Source organism: Frigoribacterium salinisoli (assembly GCF_054781095.1).
This window is the reverse complement of sequence record NZ_BAAGVB010000001.1, coordinates 262,329-280,560: the sequence shown is the minus strand read 5'-3', so window position 1 is coordinate 280,560 and position 18,232 is coordinate 262,329. Positions and strand designations below refer to the sequence as shown.

The window sequence follows — 18,232 nt, the reverse complement described above, 5'->3', positions numbered from 1 at the left end:
GGGCCGTCAGGCTCCGGCGACGATGTTGACGACCTTGCGGCCGCCCTTGCTGCCGAACTCGACCGAGCCCGGCGCGAGGGCGAACAGGGTGTCGTCGCCGCCGCGGCCGACGTTGACGCCGGGGTGGAAGTGGGTGCCGCGCTGGCGGACGAGGATCTCGCCGGCGAGGACGACCTGACCGCCGAAGCGCTTCACGCCGAGGCGCTGCGCGTTGGAGTCACGGCCGTTGCGGGTGGACGATGCGCCCTTCTTGTGTGCCATGTCTGCGTGCTCCTCAGGCGATCGACGTGATCTGGACGCGGGTCAGGTCGGCACGGAAGCCCATGCGACGCTTGTAACCGGTCTTGTTCTTGTAGTTCTGGATGACGACCTTGGGGCCACGGAGGTCGCCCAGGACCTCGGCGGTGACCGTGATGCCCGCGAGGGCCTGCGCGTCGGCGGTGATGGTGTCGCCGTCGACGTGGAGGACGGGGGCGAGGGTGATGCTGTCGCCCTGGCTGGCCTTCAGGCGGTCGAGGGTCACGATCGTGCCCACCTCGACCTTCTCCTGACGACCACCGGCGCGCACGACTGCGTAGACCATGGTTGCGTTCCTTGCTCGAGGTGGTGACGAAAGAGTGGGGGTCGGCGGCACGTGGGCGCACGACGAAGGGCTAGGGTACACGGCGTCAGCGGCCTCGGTCAACGAGCCCCGCGTAGCATCGATGCGTGAGCATCCTCATCGACGACCCCGTCTGGCCGGCCCACGGGACGCTCTGGGCGCACCTGGTCAGCGACGAGACGTACGACGAGCTGCACGACTTCGCCGGGCGGCACGGCGTGCCCCGTCGGGCGTTCGACCACGACCACTACGACGTACCCGAGGCCCGCTGGGCCGACCTCGTCGCCGCGGGCGCGGTCCCCGTCACCGGGCTCGACCTGGCCCGCCGCCTCGAGCGGAGCGGCCTCCGGGTGTCCCAGCGCCGCAAGCGCGGGCTCGGCGACGCAGCGGTCGCCCCGAGGCCCTGACCGACCGGGCCCACGGCTCACCAGGCGACGCTGGACCCCGCGAAGCTCGCGACGACGGCCGCGCCGGCCACGTCGACGACCACCGTCGTCGTCCCGACGGGGACGGGCGCGATGAGGTCGCTCGTCTCGGTGGGCGTCGACGCGTCGGCGGTCTCGACCGCGAGGTACTGCCCGTTCGGCGAGACCGAGAAGCCGACCACCGCGGCCGTCGCCGTCGGCTCGTAGAGCGTGACGGCCTCGCCGTCGTCGTCGAGCACGATCCGCGTCTCGTAGTCGGCTCCCTCGCCCACGGGGAGCGTGACCTCCTGCACGTACCGGCCGCCACCGACGGCCACCGCGTCACCGCGGAACGGCGTGCGCCCCTCGACGCCCGCGAAGGCCACGGGCTCCTCGCGCCCCGTGGCGAGGTCCACGCGCACCGTCTGCAGGGCGGTCGCCGCGACGAGCGACCCGCCGTCGGGCGAGACGGACTGCAGCGAGACGTAGGTGCCGACGGGCCGGGGCGGCTCGACGCCGGAGAGGTCGACGAGCGTGACCGAGTCGTCGTCGGCACGGACCACCAGGGCGTCGCGCCCCGGCACGACCAGCCAGTCGGCGACCGTGATCGGCTGGCCGGTGATCGACGGCACGGCGACCGGCTCGCGCGCGCCCTGCAGCGGCAGCGAGAAGAGCACCTCCGAGTCGCTGCCGGCCGCCCGGAACGAGAACGCCAGGGTCGTCGTCGCCCGGTCGGCGTCGAAGGCCGTGACGCGCCCCTCCCCCGGCAAGGGCAGCTGCTCGACGGCCACGCCGTCGTCCGAGACGAGCTGCAGCGCCGACCGCTCCCCGTCGTCGGTGACCACCGCGACCGCCGTGTCGAACGGCTCGAAGGCCTGGATGCCCGGCGCGCTCCAGACCTGCTCGCGCTCGCCCCCGTGCAGCGGGGCGCGCTCGAGGACGTCGTCCGCGCCCCCTGCCCCGCGCACGAGCCGCCACGTGTCGGCGGTGCCCGTGCTGAACCGCGTCTCGAAGGTCGACGACGTCGGCTGGTAGACGCTCGTCACGCCCTCGACCGTCACCCGGTAGGTGGCGTCCCAGCGCAGCCGCTCGGTGAACTGCACCGAGACGACGTCGCCGTCGGTCTGCACGGTCACGTCGGCCGCCGGCGAGACGGTGACCTGCGAGGGGTCGACCCGCGCCACGGCCTGGTTGGCGAAGAAGCGCAGCTGCTGCCCCGGGCGGTCGACGACGGCGCCCACGTCGACCGACGTGCGCTGGAGCTTGGGGCCCTGCAGGTGCGTCAGCACCCCGAACACGGCGCAGACGAGCACGAGCACGCCCACGACGCCGGCCAGGCCCCGTCGGAAGCGGCGGGAGCCCTGCGGGTCAGTAGAGGTACGGGTCACGCGGCTGGTCCACCTGCTCGATCGTCTCGGGGACGAGCGCGACGGGGTCGCTGCTCTCGGCGCTGCGGTTCGTCTGGAACCCGCCCTCCACGCGCACCCACTGGTCGACGGCGAGCTCGTCGCGCCAGTCGGGCAGCTGCACCGGCACGCCCACCGGCTGCGCGTCCACGGCGCAGCAGGTCACGACGAAACGGGTGAGGTAGAAGACGTCGGGGTCGTCGCCGGACGCCGTGACGATCCCTGTCACGTCGGCCTGCTTGCCCGTGTAGAACGCCACGTCGCTCGTCTGGCGCAGGAGGCCCGCCCAGTCGAGCACGCTGAACGAGGCGTAGGCCGACGAGCCCGCCGCGTTGGCCTCGTCGACCGTCGTGCCCTCGAGGGCAGCCGTCGACGAGTTGACGTCGCGCGTGGTGGCCGTGGCGCTCGTGAGCGTCGCCGGCGGCAGCGCCACGATCGCCACCGCGAGCGCCGTGACGACGATCGTGCCGGCCGTGAGCAGCGAGCGCCGGAGGGCCGTGCGGCCCGGGCGGGAGCGCCGGCGCCGGGCGCGCCCCGGCTCCTCGGTCGGCCAGGTCTCGTCGGCGTGGTCGTGGTCGTCGGGGTCGTCCCCGCGCGGCGACCACAGCAGCACGGCGAGCGAGGCCGCGACGCCGATGAGCGTCATGACCACCGTGAACACGACGTACCGCGGGTGGATGTAGAGCACGAGCTGCCCGGTCGCGGCCAGCCACAGGGTGGCGACGCCGACGACGAGGGTCAGCAGCACGCCCTGCCAGCGGGCGAGGAGGACGTCACGCAAGGAAGTTCACCACCAGTCCGATCGCGGCGCTCGTCAGGGCGACCACGAGGGTGATCTGCGCCAGCACCCTGGGTCGGTAGGTCGTGCGCAGGAGCGCGAGCATCTTCACGTCGATGATCGGTCCGAACACGAGGAAGGCGGCGATGCTGCCCGGCAGGAAGGTGCTCGCGAACGGGAGGACGAAGAACGCGTCGACGTTCGAGCAGAGGGAGATGACGAAGGCCAGGGCCATCATCGCGAGGACGCTCCACACGGGGTTGCTGCCGAGGGCCACGAGCACCGAGCGGGGCACGATCGTCTGGACCCCGCCTGCGATCGCGGCGCCGATGAAGAGGGCCGGCATCATCGTCGCCATCTCGCGACGGAACAGGTCGACGCTCTCGATCCTCCTGCCGGTCGCGTGACCGTGGTCGGCGACGGCGCACGCCGCGGCGAACGAGCCCGTGAGCAGCTCGTCGGGGCGGGGGTGACGGCTGAAGAGCCATCCGATGAGGTTGGCGATCGCGAAGCCGCCCACGAGGCGGGCGACGAGGATCCCGGAGTCCCAGCCGAAGGCCGCGTGCGTCGTGAGGATCGTGATGGGGTTGAGGATCGGCGCCGCGATGAGGAACGTCATCGACTCGGGGACCGTGAAGCCCTTGAGCACGAGCCCGCGGGCCAGCGGCACGTTGCCGCACTCGCAGACCGGCAGGAACATGCCCAGGAACGAGATCACGGCCCGGCGCAGCACCGGCTGACGCGGGAGCCACGACTCGAAGAAGGCCTGGGGCAGCCAGACCTGCACGACGACCGAGAGCACGATGCCGAGCAGCACGAAGGGCATCGACTCGACGATGACGCTGATCGTGAGCGTGACGAAGTCCTGCAGCGAGGGCGGCAGGAGGCCCGGGCCGGCCCCGGCGGTTGCCACGCGCAGGCCGACGAGCAGGACGAGCACGACGCCGCCCGCGACGAGCAGGCCCGCCGACGACCGGCGCACGCCGTGCTCGTGCCCGGCGTGGTCGGTCGTGGGACGTTCGGGGGCCGTCGTGCTCATCGGTCCTCCGGGGGCGCGAAGCGCGAGTGGTCGTCGGGGCGGGGCTCGCGACGGCCCGGCCCGGGCGGCGACGCGGCGGGGACGTCCGTGGGATCGAGGGCGGCGTGCGTCGAGGCGGTGCGCCGGGCGCGGGCGCCCTCGGCGTCGCCGGCGTCGGCACCGGTGCCGGGGGGCGGCACCGCTCCGTCGGTCGCGCTGGTCCGCTCGGGACGGTCGACGACGTCGTCGCCCTGCGGCTCGTGCAGCCAGAGGCGGGCCAGGACGCAGCCGACGAGCAGGACGGCCGTGAGGCCGATGCCCCGGCTCAGCGGGATGCTCGTCAGGTAGAGGGCCAGGTTGGCCCAGGTGCCGCCCTCGAGCGACAGCAGCACGCCCGGGACGATGCCGACGAGGGCGAGGGCGACCGTGCCGACGGCGCCCGCGAGGGTGCCGCGGACCAGGACGACGGGCAGCGGCAGCGCGGCCGAGACGGGACGGACCACGAGGAGGACGACGGCCGCCGCCACGTAGAACGGCCAGGGGTAGAGGAGGAACGTGCCCAGGAACTGGCCCACGGGAGTCGCGACGAACCCGCTGGGGAACGGCGTCGCCGTCGTGGCGACGGCCGCGCCCAGGAGGGCGGCGAGGCCGAGGACGAACTGCACCACGAGCAGCACGACGAGGGCCGTGCTCGTCGCGAGCACGCGCTCCCGCCACGACGCCGCCGGGCCCCCACGCGCCAGCGCCGCCCCGATCGACGACCGGAGGCGGCGCTGGGGGTGGTCTGCGGCGGGCACGCAGACACCCTAGACGACCTACAGCTCGTCGGAGCTGACGCCCACGCCCAGGATGAACGGTCCGCCCTCGGGGGCGTCGTCGGACGACGAGGCCGACGGGGCCGGCGCAGCCGTCGTGCCGGCGCTCGAGGCGCGACGCGAGCGCCCTCGGCCCTGCCCGGGCTGGGCCGGCTCGGGCAGCGCGCCGAGAACCGAGTCGAGCAGCTGCTCGGCGTCGGGCGAGATGCGGCGCGGCGCACGGGTCGTCGCCGCGACCGGCAGGTCGAGGATCGCGACCGTCGCGTCGGGCGTCGTGCCCGTGGACGTGGCCCGGCGACGCTCGCCGCGACGCGGGCGCTCCGGCTCGGCCTGGGCAGGCGTGCGCGCAGCGTTGCCGACGGGCGCCGGGTCCTCGGCCGGGGCGACGGGCGCCGACGACGGAGCCGGGGCCTCCTGCTCGGTCGAGGTCGGCTCGGAGGTCGCGGCCTGCGGCGGCTCGGTGCCGTCCGTGGCCTCGTCGTCGCGAGCGGGACCACGGCCCCGACGGCCACGGCGACCGGACCGGGCGCGGCGTCCGTCGCCGTCGTCCGCCGACGGCCCCGTGCCCGGCGCCTCGGACGGCCCCGTGGGGGCCTCGAGACCGGCGGCGCGTGCCGCGGCCTCGGCCGCGGCCGCATCGATCGCGGCCTCGACCGCCGCCGCCGCCTCGGACGCGGCCTGTGCCGGACGCGTCGCGTCGTCGGCGGCCGAGATCGTGCTCGCCGCGATGCGCGAGAGCGCGTTCTTCACGTCGTCCGTGATGGCGTGCGTGGGCGTCGTGGTCGACGCGCCCGAGCCGCGACCCGCGCCGGCACCCGCCGACGAGGGCTGGCCCGAGGACGCGCCCTGGCCGCCCTTGCCGCGACGACGCGGCTCCTGCTGGGCCCGGCGCGGCTGCTGGTCCTGCTTCTGCTCCGCACCGGCCGTGTCGGTGACCGACTCCGCGAGGCCGAGGCCCAACTTCTTGCGGGTCATCTGCACGAGGCCGAGCGAGGTCACCTCGGCGACCTGGTGCTTCGTGCGGTCCCGGCTGAGGCACTCGACGAGGCGGCGCAGCACGAGGTCGCGGTTCGACTCGAGCACCATGTCGATGAAGTCGACGACGATGATCCCGCCGATGTCGCGCAGGCGCAGCTGGCGGACGATCTCCTCGGCGGCCTCGAGGTTGTTCTTCGTGACCGTCTCTTCCAGGTTGCCGCCCGAGCCGACGAACTTGCCGGTGTTGACGTCGACCACGGTCATCGCCTCGGTGCGGTCGATGACGAGCGAGCCGCCCGAGGGCAGCCAGACCTTGCGGTCGAGGGCCTTCTCGATCTGCTCGTTGAGGCGGTGCTCGTCGAAGGCGTCGCGGTCGCCCTCGTACCGCTGCACGCGGTCGAGCAGGTCGGGCGCGACGGCCGAGAGGTACGACTGCAGCGTCTCGAAGGCCTCGTCGCCGTCGATGACGAGCTCGTGGAAGTCCTCGTTGAAGACGTCGCGCACGATCTTGATGAGCAGGTCGGGCTCCGAGTGGAGCAGCGCGGGGGCGACGCCCTTCTCGACCTTGGCGCTGATGTCGGCCCACTGGGCGAGGAGGCGCTGCACGTCGAGCGTGAGCTGCTCCTCCGTGGCACCCTCGGCGGCCGTGCGGACGATGACGCCGGTGTTCTCGGGGAGGGCCTCCTTGAGGATCTTCTTGAGACGGGCGCGCTCCGTGTCGGGCAGCTTGCGGCTGATGCCGTTCATCGAGCCGTTCGGCACGTAGACCAGGTAACGGCCGGGCAGGGAGATCTGGCTGGTGAGGCGGGCACCCTTGTGACCCACCGGGTCCTTCGAGACCTGGACCAGCACGCGGTCGCCGGGCTTGAGCGCGAGCTCGATGCGGCGGGGCTGGTTGCCGTGCTCGACGGCGTCCCAGTCGACCTCGCCCGAGTAGAGGACCGCGTTGCGACCGCGGCCGATGTCGATGAAGGCCGCCTCCATGCTCGGCAGGACGTTCTGCACGCGGCCGAGGTAGACGTTGCCGATGAGCGAGACGTTCTTCGACTCGGCGACGTAGTGCTCGGCGAGGGTGCCGTCCTCCATGACGCCGATCTGCACCCGGTCGCCCGAGGAGCGCACGATCATCTTGCGGTCGACGCTCTCGCGGCGCGCCAGGAACTCGGCCTCGGTGATGACGGGACGACGGCGCCCGGCGTCGCGGCCGTCGCGGCGACGCTGCTTCTTCGCCTCCAGTCGGGTCGAGCCCTTGACCTTCTGGGGCTCGGTGATGAGCTCGACCTGGCGCTGGGGCCGCTCGCGACCCTGCCGGTCGTCGCGGTCGTCGCGGTCGTCGCGGTCCTCGCGACGACGGCCCTCGCGATCACCGGAGCGGCCGCGGGTGCGACGACGTGACGAGGGCTGCTGGGGCCGGTCGTCGTCGTCCTCGTCGTCCCACGCGTCGTCCACGTCGTCCCGGCGGGCGCGCCCCGGACGCGCGGGCAACAGGTCGTACTGCGGCGCGTGGAAGATCAGCGACGTCGTCGTGAGGTTCGCCGGGATCGGCGACGACGCGGCCTCCGGCTCGGGCTCGGGGGCGTCCGCGGGCTCGTCGGGCGCCGTGGCGGGGTCCGTCTGGTCGACGGCCTCCTGGTCGACGACGCCCTGTCCCGTCGTCGCCTGGTCGGTGCTGGTGGGGTCGGTGCTGGTCGTGGCCTCGGCCGCGACCTCGGTCTCGTTCGTCACGGGTGATGCCTCCTGGGCGTCGTCCTGTCGGTTCGTCTCGATCGTCGCGGGCTCGTCGGAGCTCGCCGGGCGCCTGGCCGGTGCGGCCTGCCTGGCGAGCAGTCCGGCGAACAGCCCTCTCCGCCGCTTGGGGCGGACGGCGTCGGGACCGTCGTCGTGCGTGTCGTTCTCCACCACTGGTGGTGCTCCTCAACCCTGCCGACCATCTCGTCGGCGGGAACTCTCGTGTCGCGACCGGTCCGGAGGGGCTGCCCTCGGCAGCACCGGGTCCCGGTCGCCGCGCCCTCTCACGGCGCACGTCGTCTCGTCATCGTCTGCGGAGCTGGCCATCCGCCGCGAGCGCCTGCGCTCGTGACCCGGTACTCGCTCCGCCTCGCGAGAGCTGCCGTCTGCACGGAGCTGCCACCAGGACGAGCACGGCCCGGAAAGTCCGGTCCACGGGGCCTTCGCCCCGTGACTCGGTCCCATCTTCGCACGACCTGCACCGACGGGTGAGCAGGCTCGTGCGAGGATGACGGCCGTGACGGACTCCCAGCACGCCCAGCACCCCGCGTCCGACCGCCGCCCGGTGGTGGCCGCCGTGCTGCTCCTCGTCGCCGGCGCGACGGGCTTCGTCGGCTCGTTCGCCCTGGTGCTGGACAAGTTCCGCCTGCTCGCCGACCCCGGCCGGGCGCTCTCCTGCGACGTCAACCCGTTCATCGGGTGCAGCCCCGTGATGCAGAGCTGGCAGGCCTCGCTCTTCGGGTTCCCGAACCCCGTCATCGGCGTGGCCGCGTTCGTGGCCCCCGTCGTCGTCGCCCTCGCCCTCCTCGCCGGCGCCCGCTTCGACCGGTGGTTCTGGGTCGCGTTCCAGATCGGGCTGTTCCTGGCCTGGGCCTTCGTCACCTGGCTCTTCACCCAGGCGGTCTACGCGATCGGCGCGCTCTGCCCCTGGTGCATGCTCGTCTGGCTCGCGACGATCCCGCTCTTCTGGGTCACGACGGTCTGGATGGCCTCCCGGGGCCTCACGACCGGCCGGGCGGGCCTGCGACGCGCGGCGACGGCCTTCCTGCCGTTCTCGTGGGTGCTGCCCGCGGCCAACCTCGTCCTGGTGGCCAGCCTGATCCTCGTGCAGTTCCCGCGCCTCCTGCCGACGCTGTTCGGCTGAGCCCACGCCGGCGCCCGTGCCGGCGCCCCCGCCCGCAGCCGGGCCCGAGCGCGCGGCACGCGCCGCTGCCAGCGAACTCTTGGACTGGTCCGCCATGCTCGCTCCGACCGTCCACGACGACCCGTGAGGACCCATGACGCCAGCCGCCGACCCTGCCCCCTCCAAGCGCGACCGGCGCCACGCCGCCCGTGAGAAGGCCCGCCTCGCCCGCGAGGCCGAGGCCCGCCGTCACCGCCGCAACCGGTGGCTGCTGCAGGGCGGTCTCGTGCTGGGCGCCCTCGCCGTCGTCGCGATCGTCGTCCTGGTCGTGGTGCAGGTGGCGAAGCCCTCCGGACCGGGGCCGGCGAACATGGCCAGCGACGGCATCGTCCTGCGGTCGGACGGCGCCCAGGGGGTCGAGGCGGTGCGGACCGACGCGATCCCGGCAGGAGGCACGCCCACCGCGACCGAGACCGCGGACGACGGCCCGGCGCGCATCGTGATCTACCAGGACTACCTCTGCCCGGCCTGCGGCGCCTTCGACACGACGAACGCCGATCAGCTCGAGGCCCTCGTCACCAGCGGTGCCGCCACGCTCGAGCTGCACCCCATCTCGATCCTCGACCGGGCCTCCCAGGGCACGAAGTACTCGACCCGTGGCGCGAACGCCGCCGCGTGCGTCGCGGACGTCGACCCCGACGCGTTCCTCGACGTCAACACGGCCTTCTACGCGCAGCAGCCCGGCGAGAACACCCGGGGCCTGACCGACGACGAGATCGTCGAGCTCGTGCAGGGTGCCGGCGTCACCGACCCCGCGGTCGAGAGCTGCATCCGCGACGGGTCGTACGAGGACTGGGTCGCCGACGCGACGACGCGCGCTCTCGACGGGCCGCTGCCCGGCACCGACCTCCCCGCGGTGACCGGCACGCCCACGATCCTCGTCGACGGCCAGCGGTACGAGGGCGGCCTGACCGACGCCGCGGCGTTCGCGGCGTTCGTCACGGAGGTCTCGGGCGTCGAGGTCCCCGCGACCGACGAGGGCTGAGCGGGCCCGCGGCCGGCGCCCGCGCCCGCGAGCGCGAGCGCCGACGCGTGCCCCCGCACGTGACGAGGCCCGGACGTCAGGACGACGTCCGGGCCTCGTCACGCGCGGGCGCTCAGAACCAGAGGGCGAGCTCCCGGGCGGCGGACTCGGCCGAGTCGCTGCCGTGCACCAGGTTCTGCTGCACCTTCAGGCCCCAGTCGCGGCCCAGGTCGCCGCGGATCGTCCCGGGCGCGGCCGTGGTCGGGTCCGTCGTGCCCGCCAGCGAGCGGAAGCCCGCGACGACGCCGTTGCCCGCGACGCGGAGGGCGACCGTCGGTCCGCTCGTCATGAACTCGACGAGGGGCTCGTAGAAGGGCTTGCCGACGTGCTCCTCGTAGTGGGCGGCCAGCAGGTCGCGGTCGGCCTGCAGCATGCGGAGGTCGACGAGCGAGTAGCCCTTGGCCTCGATCCGGCGCAGGATCTCGCCGGTGAGGCCGCGGGCGACGCCGTCGGGCTTGACGAGGACGAGGGTCTCTTCGATGTCGGGCACGGTGGTCTCCTTGGATGGGTGGCCTGATCGGCCGGGGCGGGTGGTCGGTGGTCAGTCGGTGGCGGGTCGCCCGTCGGCGGCGTCGCCGAGCGCGCGGCGGCGCGCCGCGTTGGTGCGGTCGAGCTGCCTGCCCTTGACGAGGCAGTAGGCCCAGAGCGAGAGGAACACGGCGGCGACGGCGAACATGACGGGGTCGAGGAACCCGAGGGCGACGAGCCCCACCTGGACGAGGGCTCCCAGCACGACGCCCCAGCGGGTCCGCTGGACGCGCGAGACGAGCAGCACGACGACGATCGCGCCGAGGCCCCCGCCCCACGCGGCCCCGGCGGGCAGCAGCTGCCGCCCGAACACCACGAGGACCACGAAGAACAGCGAGATCGCCTCGAGCACCAGCACGATCGAGAGCAGGCTCTCGGCCGCGCCGCGCTCCCGACGCGGTCGGCGCGGGCGAGGAGCGGTGCCTCGGCTCACGCCAGGCCTCCCTCGCCCTGAGCCAGCGTGAGCACGTCGCCGACGAGCGTGACGGACCCGGTGACGACGACGCCGCCCGGCTCGTCGCCCTCGGTCTCGTCGGCGAGGTCGCGTGCGGTGGCCAGCGCCGCGCGCAGGTCGGTCTCGACGACGACGCGGTCGGCGCCGACGACGCCCACGGCGATCGCGGCGAGGTCGTCGGCCGCGACGGCGCGCTCCGAGGCGGACGCCGTCACGACGAACTGGCGCACCGAGCCGGCGAGCGCGCGGACGATGCCCGCGGCGTCCTTGCCCTCGACGACGCCCAGGACGGCGACCACCTGTCCGAACGAGAAGTACTCGTCCAGGGCGGTCGCGAGCGAACGGGCGCCGTGCGGGTTGTGCGCGGCGTCGACGAGGATCGTCGGCTCGTTCGCGACGATCTGCAGGCGACCGGGCGAGGTCGCGGTCGCGAGGCCCTCGGCCACGATGTCGGGGTCGAGGGGCTGCGAGCCGCCCCCGATGAACGACTCGACGGCGGCGACGGCCACCGCCGCGTTCTGCGCCTGGTGCCGACCGAAGAAGGGCAGCAGGAGGTCGTCGTAGCGCCCGGCGAGGCCGCGCAGGCTGACGAGCTGCCCGCCGACCGCGACCGTCGACGAGAGCACGCCGAAGGCGTCGTCCTCGACGACGAGCGTCGACTCGGTGAGCTCCGCCGCGCGGCGGAGCTCGGCGAGCGCCTCGGGGGCCTGCGCGGCCGAGACGACCGAGGCGTCGGGCTTGACGATCCCGGACTTGGTGCGGGCGATCTCGGCGAGCGTGTCGCCGAGGCGGTCCTGGTGGTCGAGGGCGACGGGCGTCACGACCGCGACCTGCCCGTCGGCGACGTTGGTGCTGTCCCACTCGCCGCCCATGCCGACCTCGAGCACGACGACGTCGACGGGGGCGTCGGCGAACGAGGCGAAGGCCAGCGCGGTGAGCGCCTCGAAGAACGTCAGGGCGGGTTCGCCGGCCGCCGCCAGCTCGACGTCGACCATGCCGAGGTACGGCTGCACGTCGTCCCAGTTCGCCACGAGGTCGGCGTCGGGGATCGGCTCGCCGTCGACGACGATCCGCTCGTTGAGGCGCACGAGGTGCGGGCTCGTGAGCAGCCCCGTGCGCAGCCCGTGGGCACGCAGGAGGCTCTCGATCATGCGGCTCGTCGACGTCTTGCCGTTGGTGCCCGTCACGTGGACGATCGGGTAGGCGCGCTGCGGGTCGCCGAGCAGCTCGACCGCCCGCCGCGTGGGCTCGAGCCGCGGGCGCGGGGCCTGCTCGCCGACGCGGGCGAGCAGTTCGTCGAGGACGCGACGCGCCCCCTCGGCGTCGCGAGCCTCCTGCTGGTCGTGGTCACTCACCGCGCTGCACCTGCACCTTCACTGCCGAGCCGGATCCCACCGGCGTGCGGTCGTCGCCGGACGGCACGACCTCCAGCCTCTCGACGACCAGGTCGGTCGTGAGGGTCTCCCCCGCGATGAGCGCGCGGTGCGCCTCGACCGCGGCCGCGGCGGTCGGGTCGGCGACGATCGTCGTGACGATCCGGTCGCCCACGTCGAGGCCTGCCGCACGACGGGCCTGCTGCACGGCCCGGACGACGTCGCGGGCCAGGCCCTCGGCCTCGAGCTCGGGCGTCGTGGTCGTGTCGAGCAGCACGAAGCCGCCGTCCCCGACGAAGCCGATCGCGGCGTCGGGGTCCGCGACCGCGAGCTCGAGGGTGAACTCGCCGGGCAGCAGCTCGACCCCGCCGACCACGACGCGGTCGCCCACGGCGTGCCAGTCGCCGCGCTTGGCCGCGGGGATCACCTGCTGCACCTGCCTGCCGATGCGCGGGCCGGCGGCGCGGGCCGCGACCGTGAGCCGGCGCGTCACGCCGTAGCCGCCCAGCGTCTCGTCGCTGAGGGGCTCGAGCACGACCGCCTTGACGTTGAGCTCGTCGCGGAGGATCCCCACGAAGGGCTCGAGGGCCGCGGGGTCGGGCGTCACCACGGTGAGGGTCGACAACGGCAGTCGCACGCGCAGGCTCGTCGCCTTGCGCAGGGCGAGCCCGGCGGAGGCGACCTCGCGCACGGCGTCCATCGCGGCGACGAGGGCGTCGTCGGCCGGGAACGCGTCGGCGTCGGGCCAGTCCTCGAGGTGCACGCTGCGACCGCCGGTGAGGCCCTTCCAGATCTCCTCCGTGACCAGGGGCGCGAGCGGCGCGGCCACGCGGGTCACGGTCTCGAGCACGGTGAACAACGTGTCGAAGGCGTCGCGGTCGTCGCCCGACCAGAAGCGGTCGCGGCTGCGTCGCACGTACCAGTTCGTGAGCACGTCGGCGAAGTCGCGCAGCGAGGCGGCCGCGAGGGGCGAGTCGAGCGCGTCGAGGTGGCCCTGGACGTCCACGACGAGGTCGTGGACCTTCGCCAGGAGGTACCGGTCGAGGACGTCCGTCGAGTCGGTCCGCCAGGTGGCCTCGTAGCCGTCCGGCCCCGCCGCGTTGGCGTAGAGCGAGAAGAAGTACCACGTGCTCCACAGCGGCAGCAGGAACTGCCGCACGCCCTCGCGGATGCCCTCCTCGGTGACGACGAGGTTGCCGCCCCGGATCACCGAGCTCGACATGAGGAACCACCGCATGGCGTCCGCGCCGTCGCGGTCGAAGACCTCGCTGACGTCGGGGTAGTTGCGCAGGCTCTTCGACATCTTCTGGCCGTCGGAGCCGAGCACGATGCCGTGGCTGATGACCGACGAGAACGCCGGACGGTCGAACAGCGCGGTCGAGAGCGCGTGCACGACGTAGAACCAGCCGCGCGTCTGGCCGATGTACTCGACGATGAAGTCGGCGGGCGCGTGCGTCTCGAACCACTCGCGGTTCTCGAACGGGTAGTGCACCTGCGCGAAGGGCATCGACCCGGAGTCGAACCAGACGTCGAAGACGTCCTCGATGCGCCGCATCGTGCTGCGCCCCGTGGGGTCGTCGGGGTTCGGGCGCGTGAGGTCGTCGATGTACGGCCGGTGCAGGTCGGGCTCGCCCTGCTCGTCGAGCGGCAGGCGGCCGAAGTCGGCCTCGAGCTCGGCCAGCGAGCCGTAGACGTCGGTGCGGGGGTACGCGGGGTCGTCGCTGCGCCACACGGGGATCGGCGAGCCCCAGTAGCGGTTGCGCGAGATCGACCAGTCGCGGGCGCCGGCGACCCACTTGCCGAACTGGCCGTCCTTGACGTTCTCGGGCACCCAGGTGATCTCCTGGTTGAGCTCGCCCATGCGGTCGCGGAACTCGCTGACGCGCACGAACCAGCTCGAGACGGCCTTGTAGATGAGCGGGTTGCGGCAGCGCCAGCAGTGCGGGTAGCTGTGCTCGTAGCTCGCCAGGCGCACGAGGCGGCCGTCGGCGCGCAGGCGCTGCACGAGCGTCTTGTTCGCGTCGAACACCTGCTGCCCGGCGACGCCGAGCTGGTCGAACATCGGCAGGAAGCGACCGTTGTCGTCGACGGACACGAGGACGGGGATCCCCGCCGCCGCGCAGACGAGCTGGTCGTCCTCGCCGTAGGCCGGGGCCTGGTGCACGATGCCGGTGCCCTCGCCCGTGGCGACGTAGTCGGCGACGAGCACGCGCCAGGCGTTCTCGGTCCCCCACGCCTCGGCGTCGGCGTAGACGTCCCAGAGGCGGTCGTACTCGAGGCCCTCGAGCTCGGACCCGGCGAAGGTGGCCGTGACCGCGGCCTGCGCGGCCTCGGCGGACTCGTAGCCGAGGTCGCGGGCGTACGCCGCGAGCGTGTCGGCGGCCAGCAGGAAGACGCTGCCGGTGAGGAGCTCCTGGTCGCCCCGGCGCTCACCGGGCAGGAGCGCGTGCGGCACGGTGACGTAGTCGATGCCGGGGCCCACGGCGAGCGCCATGTTCGTCGGCAGGGTCCACGGCGTCGTGGTCCAGGCGAGCGCCTCGACGCCGGTCAGCCCGAGGGCCTCGGCCTTGGCGCCGACGAGCGGGAACGCGACCGTGACGGTCTGGTCCTGACGCATCTTGTAGACGTCGTCGTCCATGCGCAGCTCGTGGTTCGACAGCGGGGTCTGGTCGTGCCAGCAGTAGGGCAGAACGCGGAACCCCTCGTAGGCGAGGGACTTGTCGTGCAGCTGCTTGAAGGCCCAGAGCACGCTCTCCATGAAGGTCACGTCGAGGGTCTTGTAGTCGTCCTCGAAGTCGACCCAGCGCGCCTGGCGCGTGACGTACTGCTGCCACTCGTCGGTGTAGCGCAGCACCGAGGCACGGGCGGCCGCGTTGAACTCGCCGACGCCCATGTCGTCGATCTGGTGCTTCTCGGTGATGCCCAGCTGGCGCATCGCCTCGAGCTCGGCCGGCAGCCCGTGGGTGTCCCAGCCGAAGCGGCGGTGCACCTGCTTGCCGCGCATCGTCTGGTACCGCGGGAAGAGGTCCTTGGCGTACCCGGTCAGCAGGTGCCCGTAGTGCGGCAGGCCGTTGGCGAACGGGGGGCCGTCGTAGAAGACCCACTCGTCGCAGCCCTCGCGACGGCGGATGGACTCCTGGAAGGTGTCGTCGCGGCGCCAGAAGTCGAGCACGCCCCGCTCGACGTCGGGCAGGCGCGGCGAGGCGGGGACGCCGCGGTCGGCGGCGTCGGGGCCCTTGGGGTAGGTCATGGTCGGTCTCCAGTCGTGCCGAGGCTGCTGCACGAGGACGCCACCTGCCGTCGCCGGTGCCGCGGTACCACCCCGCTTGCCGTCGCCCCGACCCGCGTGGCGACGACCGCTCTCTGCTGCGGCTGTGACGGGCCTGCCCCGCTCGGGTCTAGTGACGCCGCCCGAGGGCGGCGCGTTCTTCCGAGTGCTCCCCGGTGATGGCCGGATCGGTGCTCCTCCATGCTAGCGGCGCGGGGCAGGAGGCGCGATCACCCCCGCCGGGTCGCCTCCGCCCGCCGTCGCGACGGTCGGGCGGCCCCGGGAGCAGACTCGGGGGCATGCCCACCGACCCCTCGCCCACCGGAGCCGCCGCGCCCGGGGCGTCCGCGCCTCCTGCGGCGCCCGAGAGCACGCTCACGGTCCTCGTCGCCTTCGGCGCCAACCTCCTCATCGCGGTCGCGAAGAGCGTGGCGGCCCTCCTGACGGGCTCGGCCTCGATGGTCGCCGAGGCGGCGCACTCGTGGGCCGACACCGGCAACGAGGTCTTCCTCTTCGTGGCGGGACGCCGCGGCGCACGGCGTCGCGACGAGGCCCACCCGCTCGGCTACGGCAAGGAGTCGTACGTCTGGTCGATGTTCGCCGCGTTCGGCCTCTTCACGGCGGGTGCCGTCGTCTCGATCACGCACGGGATCTCGGAGCTGTCCAGCACCGCCGAGGACACCGACTACCTGGTCGCCTACGTCGTGCTCGCGATCGCCTTCGTGCTCGAGGGGACGTCGTTCCTCCAGGCCCTGCGGCAGGCGCGCGGCACCGCGCGGCGCACCCGCACGCCCCTCCTGCGCAGCGTCCTGCGCGGCTCGGACCCGACCCTCCGGGCGGTCTTCGCGGAGGACGCCGCGGCGCTCGTCGGCCTCGTGGTCGCGTTCCTGGGGATCCTGCTGCACGAGCTCACGGGCGACGCCGTCTGGGACGCGATCGGCTCGATCGCCGTGGGCGTGCTGCTCGGCCTCGTGGCCCTCGTGCTCATCGACCGCAACCGGAGGTTCCTCGTCGGCGAGGGCCCGGGACCGGACGTCGAGGCCCGCGTGCTCGAGCGCCTGCTGGCCCGACCGGACGTCTCCCGCGTGACCTACCTGCACCTCGAGTTCGTCGGCCCCGGCCGCCTGTACCTCGTCGCCGCCGTCGACCTGGTCGGCGACGAGCGGGAGGAGCACGTGGCCGTGGCCCTCCGGCGCCTCGAGGCGGACGTGGAGGAGCACGACCTCGTCGAGGAGGCCGTGCTCACCCTCGCCACCCCCGACGAGCCGAGCCTCGTGCCTCAGCGGCCCGTGGCCTCCTGACCGCGACGGGCCGGGGCACGTCGACGAGCGAGCGCGAGCGTCGCCGACCCGACGCCGGCCAGCAGGAGGCCGACGAGCAGGGCGTCGCCGGCGCCGTCCGCGCTGCCCGTGCTCGCGAGGGCGGGGCGCGAGGACGCAGGGCGGGCCGTCGGCACGAGCGTCGTGGTCGGCGTCGGCGCCGCGGGTGCGACCGCCGCGACGGGCTCCACGGGCGCCACGACCGGAGGTGCGGCCTGCGCCGGCACGAGGCGGACGTCGATGCTCGTCGCGGGCGAGAGCCGGGTGGTGGCCGTGCCGAGGAGGTAGCCGTCCTCCTCCCGGACGTCGGTCAGCCCGTACTGCGCGACGCTGACGCGCCACGTGCCGAACGGGCGGGCGATGTCGAGCGTCCACCGACCGTCGGCCCGGACCTGCACGGGGACCCCGTCGGTGCCGTGGTCCGACTCGAGGTCGAGCGCCCGGAGGTCGAGGTCGAGGTACTGGCCGGGCACGCCCGTGCCCGTCACGCGGAACCAGCCCCAGTCGGGCGTCGTCGGAGCGCTCCCCGGGCCCCGGTCGACGACGTCGGCGGCGAGGACCGAGCCCGTCGCCGGCGACGTGACGACGACGGGCGGGCTGGTCGGCACGTCGATCGTGACGGTGCGCTCGGCGCGTCCGAGCTCGGCGCCCGCCGCGTCGACGCTGCGCACGGTCACCGTGAGGCTGGACGCGACGTCCGAGGGCAGCTCCGCCCGGAAGGCGAAGCGGGGCGCTCCCCCGACCTGCCCTCCGTGCACGCGCGGGTCGCTCGTGACGAACTCCACGGACTCGGCCCCGGGCGACTCCCCCTCGATCCGGAGCTCGAGGTCGCGACGGACCTCGCCGGCCACCGGACTCGTGAGCACCAGGGGCTCCGCGGCGTCGGCGTCGGCGTCGGCGTCGGGCTCAGCCTCGGCCTCGGGCTCGGCGACCCCGTCGACGACCTCGAGGTCGACCGGGGGGCCCACGACCGGGGCCTGGTCCAGGGGTGCCGGCTGCGTCGGGGCCTGCTCCCCCTCGACCTCCGCCCCGGGCTCCGACGGCGCGGGCACCACTTCGGGTCCCTCCTCGTCGGCAGCTCCCGACGACGCTCCGGCTCCCGGTGCGGGCTCGGTCGGCGCGGGGCCTGGCGTGCTCGTCGTCCTCGGCGCCGGTTCCGCGTTCGCGGGCGCGGTGGCGGTGGCGACCGCCAGTCCGCCCAGGGCCAGCGCGATCGCGGTCGGGAGCGCCAGCAGGCGGCTCCGGGTGTTCGTCATGGTCGTCCCGTTCGTCGTGGGTCGCTGCCGGGCCACCTCGCTCCGACCCACCCCCGAGCGACGACCCCCTCGCGGCACGGGCCGTCCGGTGCTGCCGAC

General features: G+C 73.9%; 16 protein-coding genes. 4 read left to right on the top strand and 12 right to left on the bottom strand.

Features of this window, described 5'->3' with window-relative positions:
* Positions 1-6: 6 nt before the first annotated feature.
* The gene (gene rpmA / locus ACYVHQ_RS01375; RefSeq protein WP_460510212.1) at positions 7-261 is read right to left on the bottom strand and encodes a 50S ribosomal protein L27; all 255 of its coding nucleotides are present in this window, start codon (positions 259-261) and stop codon (positions 7-9) included.
* A gap of 13 nt (positions 262-274) precedes the next feature.
* A complete protein-coding gene (rplU, locus tag ACYVHQ_RS01370) occupies positions 275-583 on the bottom strand; it encodes a 50S ribosomal protein L21 (RefSeq protein ID WP_460510210.1) in 309 nt (102 codons plus the stop codon).
* Between the two features lie 125 nt (positions 584-708).
* Between rplU and ACYVHQ_RS01365 the strand changes: the two genes are divergently transcribed.
* Entirely contained in the window at positions 709-1,008 is a 300-nt protein-coding gene (locus tag ACYVHQ_RS01365) for a DUF4031 domain-containing protein (RefSeq protein ID WP_460510208.1), read from the top strand.
* Positions 1,009-1,025: 17 nt separating this feature from the next.
* Here the strand turns inward: ACYVHQ_RS01365 and ACYVHQ_RS01360 are convergent, their stop codons facing one another.
* Genes ACYVHQ_RS01360 through ACYVHQ_RS01340 form a run of 5 tightly spaced genes read right to left on the bottom strand, consistent with a single transcriptional unit; the run spans position 1,026 to position 7,902 of the window.
* Positions 1,026-2,393 (bottom strand): WD40 repeat domain-containing protein, encoded by a 1,368-nt coding sequence (locus ACYVHQ_RS01360; RefSeq protein ID WP_460510206.1) that lies wholly within the window; start codon positions 2,391-2,393, stop codon positions 1,026-1,028.
* The gene (locus ACYVHQ_RS01355) at positions 2,374-3,192 is read right to left on the bottom strand and encodes a TIGR03943 family putative permease subunit (protein ID WP_460510204.1); all 819 of its coding nucleotides are present in this window, start codon (positions 3,190-3,192) and stop codon (positions 2,374-2,376) included. Before ACYVHQ_RS01355 ends, ACYVHQ_RS01360 begins: the two co-directional genes overlap by 20 nt.
* Positions 3,185-4,228: a permease gene (locus ACYVHQ_RS01350; protein WP_460510202.1), complete on the bottom strand. Its 1,044-nt coding sequence runs from the start codon at positions 4,226-4,228 to the stop codon at positions 3,185-3,187. The genes ACYVHQ_RS01355 and ACYVHQ_RS01350 overlap by 8 nt, the downstream gene beginning before the upstream one ends.
* Positions 4,225-5,004: a hypothetical protein gene (locus ACYVHQ_RS01345; protein WP_460510200.1), complete on the bottom strand. Its 780-nt coding sequence runs from the start codon at positions 5,002-5,004 to the stop codon at positions 4,225-4,227. Before ACYVHQ_RS01345 ends, ACYVHQ_RS01350 begins: the two co-directional genes overlap by 4 nt.
* Before the next feature lie 18 nt (positions 5,005-5,022).
* Entirely contained in the window at positions 5,023-7,902 is a 2,880-nt protein-coding gene (locus tag ACYVHQ_RS01340; RefSeq protein ID WP_460510198.1) for an Rne/Rng family ribonuclease, read from the bottom strand.
* Positions 7,903-8,245: 343 nt separating this feature from the next.
* Between ACYVHQ_RS01340 and ACYVHQ_RS01335 the strand changes: the two genes are divergently transcribed.
* Both ACYVHQ_RS01335 and ACYVHQ_RS01330 read left to right on the top strand, forming a co-directional pair.
* The gene (locus ACYVHQ_RS01335) at positions 8,246-8,872 is read left to right on the top strand and encodes a vitamin K epoxide reductase family protein (RefSeq protein ID WP_460510196.1); all 627 of its coding nucleotides are present in this window, start codon (positions 8,246-8,248) and stop codon (positions 8,870-8,872) included.
* A 133-nt stretch (positions 8,873-9,005) separates the two neighbouring features.
* Entirely contained in the window at positions 9,006-9,896 is an 891-nt protein-coding gene (locus ACYVHQ_RS01330) for a DsbA family protein (RefSeq protein ID WP_460510194.1), read from the top strand.
* A gap of 112 nt (positions 9,897-10,008) precedes the next feature.
* Here the strand turns inward: ACYVHQ_RS01330 and ndk are convergent, their stop codons facing one another.
* From ndk to ileS, 4 genes are read right to left on the bottom strand one after another with little or no spacing between them, the layout of a single operon-like run.
* On the bottom strand, positions 10,009-10,425 hold the full coding sequence (gene ndk, locus ACYVHQ_RS01325; protein WP_460510192.1) for a nucleoside-diphosphate kinase: 417 nt from the start codon (positions 10,423-10,425) through the stop codon (positions 10,009-10,011).
* Between the two features lie 51 nt (positions 10,426-10,476).
* Complete coding sequence (locus tag ACYVHQ_RS01320) at positions 10,477-10,896, bottom strand: DUF4233 domain-containing protein (RefSeq protein ID WP_460510190.1); 420 nt, start codon at positions 10,894-10,896, stop codon at positions 10,477-10,479.
* Positions 10,893-12,272 carry a bifunctional folylpolyglutamate synthase/dihydrofolate synthase gene (locus ACYVHQ_RS01315; RefSeq protein ID WP_460510188.1) on the bottom strand — a complete coding sequence of 460 codons (1,380 nt, stop codon included), beginning with the start codon at positions 12,270-12,272 and terminating at the stop codon, positions 10,893-10,895. Before ACYVHQ_RS01315 ends, ACYVHQ_RS01320 begins: the two co-directional genes overlap by 4 nt.
* Positions 12,265-15,540 carry an isoleucine--tRNA ligase gene (ileS, locus tag ACYVHQ_RS01310; protein WP_460510186.1) on the bottom strand — a complete coding sequence of 1,092 codons (3,276 nt, stop codon included), beginning with the start codon at positions 15,538-15,540 and terminating at the stop codon, positions 12,265-12,267. The genes ACYVHQ_RS01315 and ileS overlap by 8 nt, the downstream gene beginning before the upstream one ends.
* Before the next feature lie 317 nt (positions 15,541-15,857).
* Between ileS and ACYVHQ_RS01305 the strand changes: the two genes are divergently transcribed.
* Positions 15,858-16,859, top strand: coding sequence for a cation diffusion facilitator family transporter (locus ACYVHQ_RS01305; protein ID WP_460510184.1), 1,002 nt, complete (start codon positions 15,858-15,860; stop codon positions 16,857-16,859).
* On the opposite strand, the gene ACYVHQ_RS01300 is transcribed toward ACYVHQ_RS01305, so the two are convergent.
* The gene (locus ACYVHQ_RS01300; protein ID WP_460510182.1) at positions 16,838-18,133 is read right to left on the bottom strand and encodes a hypothetical protein; all 1,296 of its coding nucleotides are present in this window, start codon (positions 18,131-18,133) and stop codon (positions 16,838-16,840) included. The genes ACYVHQ_RS01305 and ACYVHQ_RS01300 overlap by 22 nt on opposite strands.
* Positions 18,134-18,232 lie beyond the last annotated feature (99 nt).

What these genes read in the sequence shown, in the direction of transcription:
- ACYVHQ_RS01305 (WP_460510184.1), top strand. Translation starts at nt 15,858, where the DNA reads ATGCCCACCGACCCCTCGCCCACCGGAGCCGCCGCGCCCGGGGCGTCC.
- ACYVHQ_RS01350 (WP_460510202.1), bottom strand. Translation starts at nt 4,228, where the DNA reads ATGAGCACGACGGCCCCCGAACGTCCCACGACCGACCACGCCGGGCAC.
- rplU (WP_460510210.1), bottom strand. Translation starts at nt 583, where the DNA reads ATGGTCTACGCAGTCGTGCGCGCCGGTGGTCGTCAGGAGAAGGTCGAG.
- rpmA (WP_460510212.1), bottom strand. Translation starts at nt 261, where the DNA reads ATGGCACACAAGAAGGGCGCATCGTCCACCCGCAACGGCCGTGACTCC.
- ACYVHQ_RS01330 (WP_460510194.1), top strand. Translation starts at nt 9,006, where the DNA reads ATGACGCCAGCCGCCGACCCTGCCCCCTCCAAGCGCGACCGGCGCCAC.
- ileS (WP_460510186.1), bottom strand. Translation starts at nt 15,540, where the DNA reads ATGACCTACCCCAAGGGCCCCGACGCCGCCGACCGCGGCGTCCCCGCC.
- ACYVHQ_RS01300 (WP_460510182.1), bottom strand. Translation starts at nt 18,133, where the DNA reads ATGACGAACACCCGGAGCCGCCTGCTGGCGCTCCCGACCGCGATCGCG.